Source organism: Paraburkholderia sp. C35 (assembly GCF_003121405.1).
GTDB lineage: Bacteria > Pseudomonadota > Gammaproteobacteria > Burkholderiales > Burkholderiaceae > Paraburkholderia.
This window is the reverse complement of sequence record NZ_QBUY01000051.1, coordinates 48,458-59,489: the sequence shown is the minus strand read 5'-3', so window position 1 is coordinate 59,489 and position 11,032 is coordinate 48,458. Positions and strand designations below refer to the sequence as shown.

At 61.2% G+C, this 11,032-nt stretch carries 8 protein-coding genes; 3 read left to right on the top strand and 5 right to left on the bottom strand.

Annotated elements, in window-relative coordinates:
- Positions 1-319: 319 nt before the first annotated feature.
- Positions 320-1,450, top strand: a complete 1,131-nt coding sequence (locus DK391_RS26010; protein WP_109480874.1) for a YbdK family carboxylate-amine ligase — start codon at positions 320-322, stop codon at positions 1,448-1,450.
- Positions 1,451-1,744: 294 nt separating this feature from the next.
- Positions 1,745-3,148 carry a cysteine--tRNA ligase gene (gene cysS, locus DK391_RS26005; protein ID WP_109480873.1) on the top strand — a complete coding sequence of 468 codons (1,404 nt, stop codon included), beginning with the start codon at positions 1,745-1,747 and terminating at the stop codon, positions 3,146-3,148.
- A gap of 85 nt (positions 3,149-3,233) precedes the next feature.
- Here cysS and DK391_RS26000 read toward each other — a convergent pair whose 3' ends face one another.
- From DK391_RS26000 to DK391_RS25990, 3 genes are all read right to left on the bottom strand, one after another.
- Complete coding sequence (locus DK391_RS26000) at positions 3,234-5,324, bottom strand: bifunctional diguanylate cyclase/phosphodiesterase (RefSeq protein ID WP_109480872.1); 2,091 nt, start codon at positions 5,322-5,324, stop codon at positions 3,234-3,236.
- Positions 5,325-5,385: 61 nt separating this feature from the next.
- Complete coding sequence (locus tag DK391_RS25995; RefSeq protein ID WP_109480871.1) at positions 5,386-6,672, bottom strand: EAL domain-containing protein; 1,287 nt, start codon at positions 6,670-6,672, stop codon at positions 5,386-5,388.
- A 23-nt stretch (positions 6,673-6,695) separates the two neighbouring features.
- Complete coding sequence (locus DK391_RS25990; protein WP_162600910.1) at positions 6,696-8,126, bottom strand: methyl-accepting chemotaxis protein; 1,431 nt, start codon at positions 8,124-8,126, stop codon at positions 6,696-6,698.
- Between the two features lie 529 nt (positions 8,127-8,655).
- Between DK391_RS25990 and DK391_RS25985 the strand changes: the two genes are divergently transcribed.
- Positions 8,656-9,903: a Zn-dependent hydrolase gene (locus DK391_RS25985; protein WP_239482953.1), complete on the top strand. Its 1,248-nt coding sequence runs from the start codon at positions 8,656-8,658 to the stop codon at positions 9,901-9,903.
- 16 nt (positions 9,904-9,919) lie between these two features.
- On the opposite strand, the gene flhC is transcribed toward DK391_RS25985, so the two are convergent.
- Both flhC and flhD read right to left on the bottom strand, forming a co-directional pair.
- Positions 9,920-10,558 carry a flagellar transcriptional regulator FlhC gene (gene flhC, locus DK391_RS25980; RefSeq protein WP_109480869.1) on the bottom strand — a complete coding sequence of 213 codons (639 nt, stop codon included), beginning with the start codon at positions 10,556-10,558 and terminating at the stop codon, positions 9,920-9,922.
- A 14-nt stretch (positions 10,559-10,572) separates the two neighbouring features.
- The gene (gene flhD, locus DK391_RS25975; RefSeq protein ID WP_109480868.1) at positions 10,573-10,893 is read right to left on the bottom strand and encodes a flagellar transcriptional regulator FlhD; all 321 of its coding nucleotides are present in this window, start codon (positions 10,891-10,893) and stop codon (positions 10,573-10,575) included.
- Positions 10,894-11,032: the final 139 nt, after the last annotated feature.

Genomic DNA, 11,032 nt, shown 5'->3' with positions numbered 1-11,032 from the left:
TTCTTTTGCCTACTTTTCTTTGCGGCGGCAAAGAAAAGTAGGTGCCGCCCCGCACAGGGGCAACGCTAGCAAACCACCAACATCAAGCGGATGCCACCACAAAAAAGTGTCACAGACAAAAAAACCTCAAACCTTGGCAACAATATTGCTTACCAGTCAAACAACGACAACCAACAAAACCCAAAACCAACAAAACCAACAAAACCCAAAACCCACCCCACATACACCTAGAATAAAAACCATAAAAACCAGCATCGCACCACCCGCGAGCAACGCACAAACACCGCCGTCGGCGTCACACACCACAAAAGGACATCCCATGCTGCAACCCTTTGCATCATCCGATCCCTTCACGATTGGCGTCGAACTGGAAGTCCAGGTAGTCAACACGCATGACTACAATCTGACGAAGGCCGCAACCGAACTCCTCAACCGCGTCAGCGAACAGAATTTCGCCGGTTCGATCAAGCCCGAAACAACAGAAGGCATGATCGAACTGGCAACGGGTGTTTGCAAAAATTTCGATCAGGCATTGAGCGAATTGCAAACGCTGCGCGACACCCTCGTTCGGGCCGCCGATTTTCTCAACGTCGGCGTGTGCGGCGGCGGCACGAATTTCTTCCAGAACTGGTACGACCAGCGCTCGGATGGACGCGAGCGCTCCGAATACCTGATGGGGCTATATGGCGCGCTGTATCAGCAGTTCACGATCTTCGGGCAACATGTGCACGTCGGCTGCGCAGACCCCGATTCCGCACTCGTGCTGCTGCATTCGCTTTCTCGCTACGTGCCGCACTTCATCGCACTCGCGGCTTCTTCTCCTTATCTGCAAGGCAGCGACACCCAATTTCAATGCGCGCGCCTGAATTCGGTGGCGCCATTCCCGCTCTCGGGGAGTGCGCCTTTCGTCACGACGTGGTCCGAGTTCGAACAGTACTTCGAGCGCATGGCCAATACAGGTCTCGTCAAAAGTCTCAAAGACTTCTACTGGGATATCCGTCCAAGCCCCGGCTACGGCACCATCGAAATACGGGTGATGGACACGCCGCTGCGCGTCGAATGGGCCGCGGCGATCGCTGCATATATCCAGTCGCTTGCGCGCTATCTGATGACCGACAAACCCTTGCATCTCAGCGAGCGCGACTATGAGGTCTATCGCGCCAATCGCTTTATGGCCTGCCGATACGGTCTCGATGGATCATGCCTGAACCCTGAGACAGGGCTGCGCGGCCCGATCCGCGACGACATACTCGTTACGCTCGAGGCTCTTGCGCCTCATGCAGAGATTCTCGGCGCGCAGGAAGGACTCGCGATCATCAAGCGTACCGTCACCGACGGTTTCAGCGATGCAAAGTGGCTGCGCCGCATTTACGGTGTCCATGATTCGTTGCATGAGGTCGCTCGCCAGCAGTGTCAGATCTGGCGCGGTGCGCAGATACCGGAACTGTGAGCACCCATTGCGCCCGCATTGCACCCACACTGTCATGTTCGACGCGCATTGACCCGCAACGTGATTGGACGTTAGGATTGTCCTCATGCACATTCACACCCGATTCCCTCTTTCGCTGATGCGCGCATGTTGTCGCGACATGCCAGGGGGAAGTCGCGTCTAGCTGTCGCTGAACATCGCTGAACGTCGAATCGTTATCTCTGGCCGCCCGTTGCAAAACCGGGCGGCTTTTTTATTGTCCCGCTGCATTGTCCTGCTTCACTTTCTCTCGATACGTCGGAACGGAGACATCTCATGTCGCTTGCCCTGTATGACACGTGGTCGCGTAGCGTGCGCCCTTTTACGCCGATCCATGCCGATGTTGTCGGCATGTATTGCTGCGGGCCGACGGTCTACGATCACGCGCATATCGGCAATCTGCGCACTTACGTGTTCGAAGACGTCCTGCGCCGCGTGCTGATGCGCAACGGCTACGACGTGCGGCACGTCGTGAATATCACCGATGTCGGCCATCTGACGTCCGATGCCGACGAAGGCGAAGACAAGATGGAGAAGGGCAGCCGCCGCACGGGTGAATCGGCATGGGCCATCGCGCAACGCTATACGGAAGCATTCGTGTCGGACTGGCGTGCGCTCAATCTGCTGGAACCCGCAGTGTGGTGCCGCGCGACGGATCACATCGCCGAGCAGATCGCGTTTATCGCCGAGATCGAACGGGCGGGCTATGTGTATCGGACGGACGATGGCCTCTACTTCGACACCAGCAGACAGGACAGCTACGGCTATCTCGCGCGGCTCGATCGCGCGGGCTTGCAGGCGGGCAAGCGGGTTGCGCTCGGTGCGAAGAAGAACGCGACGGACTTCGCGCTATGGAAGTTCAGCCCCGTCGGCGTGCAGCGGCAGATGGAATGGGATAGTCCATGGGGGCGCGGTTTTCCGGGCTGGCATATCGAGTGCTCGGCGATGTCGGCGAAGTACCTCGGCACGTGGTTCGATATTCATTGCGGCGGCGAAGATCATATCGCCGTGCATCACAGCAATGAGATCGCGCAGACGGAAGCGGCGCACGGTTCGCGGCTCGCGAACTTCTGGCTGCACGGGCATTTCCTGACGCTGGACGCCACCACGAAGATGTCCAAATCGGGTGGCGATTTCATTCGTCTGCAGAGCCTGCGCGACCGGCATATCGATCCCGTCGCCTATCGTTACCTGTGCCTCACCGCGCACTATCGCGGCACGTTGCATTTCACGTGGGACTCGCTCGAAGCGGCGCACACCGCGCTGAACCGGCTGCGGCAACTCTACGCGCGCTGGCCCGAAGGCGGCACCCTCGACGCACGATTTGTCGAGCGGTTCGACGTCGAGGTGAACGAGGATCTGAACCTGCCCAAGGCGCTCGCCGTGCTGTGGGAACTCGTGAAAAGCGATCTGCCGCCTGCGACGCTGCGAGCGACGCTCGACAGTTTCGACGCGGTGTTGGGACTCGGCTTGCGAAACTGGACGCCCGCGCAAACAGCCATTCCAGATGACATCCAGGTATTGCTCGATGAACGCGCGCAAGCGCGATCAAACCGTGACTGGACAAAGGCCGACGACCTTCGCAGCACGTTGCTGAAACACGGCTGGCACGTGGAAGACGGCAAGGATGGCCAGCGGTTAGTGAGGGTTTCTGGGAGCGAGAAAGCGATGGATGACTGACAGGCCCGGTCGCGAAGTGGCGGCGCAGTTGCCGCGCACTTCGCGATCAATCGCAAGCGCCACCTTGCCACTGCTGCGCCATCCCTCACGACGGCGAGAGCAGTCCTTCATCCGTCTGCTTGTCGGCGGGCTGCGCAGATTCCGCCGGATCGGCAATCCGTATCTGCCCGCTCGCGACAATCTGATCGAGCGGCACAGGTCTGCCGAACAGAAATCCTTGCACTTCGTCGCAACGTTCTTCGATCAGCGGCAGCAGCTGATCGTGTGTTTCGATTCCCTCGGCAAGCACGGGAACACTGAGACTTTTGCCAAGCGCAAGCACCGCGCGAATAATGGCCTTCGCCTGATTGCTTCGGGCCAGTTCGCAGACGAAGCTGCGGTCGAGCTTGATGCGGTCGAACGCAAACGACTGCAAGGTGCCCAACGACGAATAGCCGGTGCCGAAATCGTCGAGTGCAATGCTCACGCCGAGCGCCTTGATTTCGCCGAGCGTTTCGAGCGCACGCTCGCGGTCCGCGAAAATGATCGACTCCGTCAGTTCGAGTTCGAGCCGGTCGGCAGTCAGCCCCGATTCTTGCAACGCACTGGCGACGATCCTCGGCAGATCGCCGCTCGACAACTGGGCAGCCGAGAGATTCACGGCGATCCGATAGGGCGGGTCCCACGTCGCAGCATGCTTGCAGGCTTCGAACAGCACCCATTCGCCGATCGTGTTGATCAGGCCGTGTTCTTCGGCAAGCGGAATGAACTCGGAAGGCGGGATGAAGCCGCGCTCCGGATGCTGCCATCGCAGCAACGCTTCGTAGCCGACGATCTCGCCCGACAGCAGCGAAGTCTGCACCTGATAGTAGATTTGCAGTTGTCTGTTCGTCACCGCTTCACGCAGCGCCGCCACGAGCGCGCGGCGGGCCCGCACCGTTTCGTCCATGGCCGGCTCGTAAAAACAGATGGCATGATGCGGGTCGGCCTTCGAGCGGTACATCGCGAGATCGGCGTTGTTCTGCAGCGTATCGAGATTCTGCGCGTCATCGGGATACATGGCGACGCCGATGCTCGCACCCGGCGTCACTTCCCAGTCGTCGTACTGCACGGCGCGGCTGGTCGCGTTTTCCATGCGCGTCAGAAAATCGGTCAGTTGCGCCGCTTCCGTATAGCGGCGCACCGCGACGAACTCATCGCCGCCCACGCGCGCGACGAATTCGCCGGCGCGCAGTGACTTGGTCATTCTGGCCGCAATGATCCGCAGTACTTCGTCGCCGGCCTGATGTCCTTTCGAATCGTTGATTTCCTTGAAGCGGTTCAGATCGATGGCGACGAGCGCGAGCCGCTCTTTATCCGCCTGGAGTTGCGTGACTTCGATCTGCAGGAAGTCGATCAGCCTCGCGCGGTTCGGCAAGCCCGTCAGCACATCGCTCAAGGCCATCTGGCGCAGCCGTTCGACGGAATCGTTACGCGTGCGGTCTTCGATCATATAGCTGACGACGCCCGTGCCGACGATCACGAAGGCCATGCAACTCACCGCGAGGGCGAGTGCGTTTAGATGCGCTGCATCGACGGTGCCGACAGGGCTTTGCAGCGGCTCGACCCGGAACGCGGTCATGCCGATGAAATGCAGCGACGCGATGGCGAGCACCAGCAGCGCCGAGCCGCCGAGCTTCGCGCGCGGGCTGGCGAGGTTCGAGACATGCAGCGTGGCGACCGACAGCGCCACGGCACAGATCGCCGACACGATCACGTACGACATGTTCCAGAAGGCGATGCCGCGCACTTCGTAAGCGGCCATGCCCGTGTAGTGCATCGCGGTGATCGTCATGCCGAGCAGCGCGCCGCCCCATAGCGGCGCCTTCCACAGCCGCCTGTAGCCTGCCAGATGGAACGCCGCGAGGCTGCCGATCAGCGCGATCAGCAGCGAAGCGATGGTCTTCACAGGGTCGAAATCGACGGGCACATGCGGCCGGAAGCCCAGCATCGCGACGAAATGCGTGCACCAGATAGCCGCGCTCGCACAGACGGCCGTCAGGAACTGCCAGCCGACGCGTTGCAGCGGCATGGCTTCGCTGGCCGCGCGCAGATAGAGACGGATGGTGATCCACGATCCGGCCACACAGATGAGCACGGCCAGCGCGACCAGCCACGGGTTGTGTTCGAATGCAATGCATCCAAGAAGGGAGATCATCTGTTTAACCTTGCAGTCTGACGGCGATGCTTCGCGAATGAGGTTTCGGGTTGAATGCCGATCACGCTTGCGCGCGATAGAACATGGATTGCAGGCTTGGCCAGTCCAGCGTGCAGCCGAGCCGCTCGCCGATCTCGGCAAGCCACCCGCCCGGCCCCGTCTGCGCGGACTCGAGGCTTTGCGCGACGCAGAGCAACGCGCCGAGGCGTCCGCCGCAATCCAGAATGGCGGCCCGCATGTTCGCGTTCAACGGCAACTGATCGATGAAGTCGCGGGCTTCGACACCATGCGGAACGTGCACCAGCGATAGCAAGGCCGTCAGATACGCATGTTGCTGAAACTCCCGGTCGCCGGGATCGATCTCTTGTGCGAGCGTTTCGGCAAAGCGGGCGCGGGCCAGCACCATCTGGATGAGCGGATCGCTTTCCATGCTGGCGAGCGTCGCGCCGCCGTATAGCAGCAGGCAGCACCAGCGCGTCAACTGCTTGAGGCCGACGAGCGCGAGTGCGTGCCTGATGGACGCGATGCCGTCGCGCCGCGCGCGCGGCTGATGCGCGGCTGCATTGGCGAGCCTGAGAATCTGCACGGTCAGCGCAGGCGAGGCGCGCAGTTCCTGCTCGATCTCGTCGATCCTGCTATCCCGCATCGCCAGGTCCAGCAGCCTGATGATGACGGCCGTGGGTGCGCAGAGTTGCCGCCCCAGCATCGGTTCGGGACGCAGGAAATAGAAGCCCTGGAAGAGATGGCAGCCCGCTGTGTGCGCTTCGTTGAAGCTATCGACGGTTTCTATCTTCTCGGCCACCACGATCTTGCCGGCTCGCCTGAAACCGGCCACGAACTTGCCGCGTTCACCCGACGTCAGCGCGCGCCAGTCGAGCTTGACGATATCGACGTGCGGCAGGAAACCATCGACGGATGACGGGGTCACGTGCAGTTCCGTCAGCGCGATGTGAAAGCCACGTTGACGCAACGTGTCGCAGCGGCTGCGGAGCGCCTCGGTCAGCGGCGTGTCGGCTGATAGCTCGAGCACGATCTGCGTTGCGGGCAATATTTCGATCAGGTCGCTGTCGAGAAATGAAGCGGTGCAGTTCAGATAGCCATCCAGGCCTTCCAGCACATTGTCCAGCCCGATTGCGCCCAGCGTGCGTTGCACCACGGAGGCCGTCCACATGAAACCGCGATCGCCTGCCGCGCCGCCTGCAACGGGAGCAGGGCGGAACAGCAGTTCATGGCCGATGCGTTCGCCATCACGATTCATGATGGGTTGCCGGGCCAGCAGAATGTCCGGTTCGGGCGTGTGCACGATGTCCTTTACCATCGGTTCGCGTTCCTTGGCGCGCAAGTCCATGTCGAGATCTCGGCTTGCGCGGGCTATGCGAGGATGAAGCGATCCACCACATTCTTGAGGCGCATCGGCTGATCTTTCAGGCTATCCGTCGCGGCGGCGCTTTGCTCGACCAGCGCGGCGTTCTGCTGCGTGACTTCGTCGAGTTGCTGCACGGCTGCACAGACCTGCGAGATGCCGCCCGTCTGCTCGCCGCTGGCGAGCGAGATCGTGGCGATCAGATCGCTGACCTGCTGCGCCCGCGTGACGACCTGCTCGATGCTGTTCTTGGTGTCGCCTACGAGATTCACACCGGCATCGACGCGTCCCGCGCTGTCCTGGATCAGCTTTTCGATTTCCTTGGCAGCGTTGGCGGAACGTTGCGCGAGCAACCGCACTTCCGTCGCGACCACCGCGAAGCCGCGACCCTGTTCTCCCGCGCGCGCCGCTTCGACGGCTGCATTCAGCGCGAGCAGATTGGTCTGGAACGCAATGTTGTCGACCACCGAACTGATGATGGCGATCCGCTCCGAGGCCTGCGAAATATCCTTGATCGTTTCGACCACGCGGCCGACGGCATTGCCGCTATCGGCGGCGACTGTCGAGGCGAGGTGCGCCAGATGCGTGGCCTGCTCGGCCGTATGCGAGGTGTCGCGCACGGAATCGGTGATCTGCGCAATCGACGATGCCGTCTGCTGCAGGCTCGTCGCCTGTTGCTCGGTGCGCTGGCTCAGATAGCCGTTGCCCAGCGCGATTTCCGCCGAAGCGCTTGCAATGGACGTGGCCACGGCGCGGACTTCCTCCATCGCCGAGGCTGTCTTGAGCACGGCCTGCTTGAGCGCGAGGGCAGTCGGCGCCGTGACGGGCAGATCGCTGACGTCGAGGCAAATGACGCCGTTGCGATCCATGTTTCTGACGATGGAGAGCAGGTCCGATGCCTCGATGGCGGCCTGCCGGAGCCGCAGCGCCATATAGATTTCGGTGCCCGTCTGGGCGGCGACATACGCTGCGTGCACGACCATCATCCACAGGCTCGGTTTGGCCGTGCAATAGAAGTTGTAGCTCAGCGCCTGCAGCCGGTCGAACGCGAAGTGATGCACGACGAACAGCGCCGCGCACAGGATCAGCACCCGGTAATCGCGGTAGACCAGCAGCAGGCCAAGCAGCACGAACACGCCGAAATGGAACTCCACCGTGCCGCGCCCCAGCTGGATATGCAGTGCGACCAGACACACGTTGCAGACCGTCAGCATGACGCGCGATGCGAGCGTGCCGCGCAACGCGAAGAACGCGATCGACGCGGCGGCCAGCGCGATGGCAACGACAGGCAGCGCGAGCGCGAGTGATCCGTAGTATTCGCCGATCACGAGCGCCGCCAGACAGGAGACAAAGGTGGTCGCGTACATCACGACATCGCCCGTTCGGGAAATACCGAGCAGTACGGGATCGTTCTGGCGATGAACGGGAGAATCAACCATCATTATCTCGTGTAAATATTGCCGGATGAAAACCGGCGAATTTCAGGGTTCCAGCAGCACGCGTTTTCTGACCTTCAGCGGGTGACAGCGTAAATGGTCTATCGGCACAATTAAAGAGATTCTTAAGGGATAAAATCGTGTAAGGAGCGGTAGGTTTTAATTTGTGCAGTGCGCTTGACGAAACGGCTGAAAGCCAGACAGGACGGTACATTCGAGCAGAATCTGATTTAGAAATGAATCACTTTTAAATAGGTATTCGACGCGCCTGATTTAATCGGGAAAATGCAAGCCGATGTTTGAGCGGCAATCGGTAAATAACCGCAAACGTTTGAATCGTGGAAATCCCGTGCGATAAACGTCCGAAGCACGGTTTTATATCGGCTGTCTGATTGGCGAGTCGCTGATGGCAGTTTTTGCCGCATGGCTGCATCGGTTGCGCAGGTGCGCCGGGTCGCGCGAGTCAGCGCGGTTTGGTTCGCCAGGTGCGAAAATCGCGCCTTCATCATCGCTCATGTTTTGGAGAATCCGCGTGCACGACTTTCCACGCATCAATCCCGTTCGCCTGCTCGACGATCTCAGGACGCTGCGCAGCTTCGGCGCCCATGGAAGCGGGGTGGTGCGCCTGTCGCTGTCACCCGTTGATCTGGAAGCGCGCCGCTGGCGCGCGGCGCGCATGACGGAGGCGGGACTCGATGCCACCATCGACCGTGTCGGCACCGTGTTCGGACGCTCGCGTCAGGCCGGTCCGGCGCTGGTGATCGGCTCGCATACCGACACGCAGCCGACGGGTGGATGGCTGGACGGCGCGCTCGGTGTGATCTACGGGCTCGAAATCGCGCACGCACTGGCCGAATGCGCGGCGACGCGCGACTTCGCCGTCGACGTCGCATCGTGGATCGACGAAGAAGGCACGTTTTCGAGCTTTCTTGGCAGCCGCAGTTTCGTTGGCGATGACATCGACGCGTCGTTGCAGCAGGCGCGCAACCGTGACGGCCTGTCGCTTGGCGACGCGCTGGCCCAGGCCGGGCTCGCCGATGCGCCGCGCGTGATGCTCGATCGTGCGCGACAGCGCGCGTATCTCGAACCGCACATCGAGCAGGGCGGCAGGCTCGAAGCCGCAGGGAAGGCGATTGGCGTGGTGACGACGATCGTCGGTATCCGCGAGTTTCAGTTGCGCTTCACCGGGCAGCGCAATCACGCGGGCACGACGCCGATGGCGATACGCCGGGACGCGGGCGCGGCACTCGTCGCGTTTATCACGCGCATCGACGCAGCGTTTCAGCAACTTGCAGACGCGGATACGGTGTGGACCGTTGGGCGGATCGATCTCGATCCGGGTTCGTTCAGTGTGGTGCCGGGCAAAGCCGACCTGTACCTGCAGTTCCGCGACGGCAACGCCGGGCGTCTGCATGCGATGGAAAGCGCACTCGCAGCACTTGCCGATGAGTGGAATGCGCAGCATGCCGTGCAAGTCGAACTGATCGCGTGCGATGGTCCAGAGGAACCTGTCGTCATGGATGCATCATTGCAGCAGCATCTTGCGCAAGCGGCCGAAGCCGTCGCGCCGGGGCAATGGGTATCGATGCCGAGCGGCGCGTCGCACGATGCGCAGGTGATCGGGCATCACATCCCGGCGTGCATGCTGTTCGTGCCGAGCATCGGCGGCGTCAGTCACGACTTTATCGAAGACACCGCCGAAGCGGATATCGTGCGCGGTTGCGACGTGGCCGCGCGTGCGGCCGCCGCGATCCTCGCGCAGTTGCGGCAGTCGGTGTAATCGTTTGAAGGCGGCGTCACGCTGCCAGCACCGCTTCCTCGAATACGCCGGGCGCCACGATCTCAGTCGTCTCGACCTCGTTGGCCGCGTGACGCACTTCGACCACGGGCGGCTGTTGCGCGGCAAGCTTCGCGGCGCCTGCCTTCTTCGTTTTGCCTGCACGCGACGGCGGCTGGCATGCGTCGCACACGACGTTGTGCTGCAGGTCATGCTTGTGGCCGATGAACTTGCCGCTGCAACGGCAGCAAGGCGTCAGTTGCAGGATGTTGGCATCGAAGAAGCGCACCAGTGTCCACGCGCGTGTCAGGTCGAGCACGGGTTCCGACTGGCTGTGATGGCAATGCTCCAGATAGAGCCGATAACCCTTGGTCAGTGCGTCGAGATGCGAGCAATGCGCTTCGTCCCGCAGGAAGCGGTAGGTGTTGTAGAACAACGAAGCATGAATGTTCGCCAGCCACGTCGTGTACCAGTCGGCGGAAAAAGGCAGCATGCCTTTGGGCGGCGACGCGCCTTTGACTTCGCGATACAGACGGATCATGCGGTCGCGCGAGAGCGTCAATTCGCTTTCGAGTACCTGCATGCGCGCGCCCAGTTCGATCAGCGCAATGGCGCGAAACACTTCCTGCGCGTCTTCCGTGAGGCTTTTCTTCGACATGACGTTCCCCGCTGTTAGCCGGACTGCGTAGCGGGTTGGCCCGCCAGCAGGATGGCGGCGTGCGTGGCGGATACCTCGGCGTGCTTCGAGGTATGCGTCAGGGCCGACAATAGCGCGTGATCGTTGAAGCGGAACGAGCATAGCAACTGCTCGGAACTGGCCAGCTTGACGATCTGCGCGAGCGAGAGCCGCGACAGAATATCGGCCACTTCCGCAGACAGTCCCATGCGGAACATGCCGACCGCTCTATCCTCGCGCAGCAGGCGCTGCGCAAGCATGATGTACGACAGATTGATTTCGCGGATCTGTTCGATCACTTCGTTGCTACGGTCCATATGTCTGCTCCGAAGTCTCTGAATGCTTTCCGGATGTCGCCGGACTGCGAAATTCATTTGCTCGTTGCTGTCTTGAACCACGCGTACGGCGATTGAATTAATTGTATGAAGAGACTTTCCGGAGAAGCCATTTGTTTTT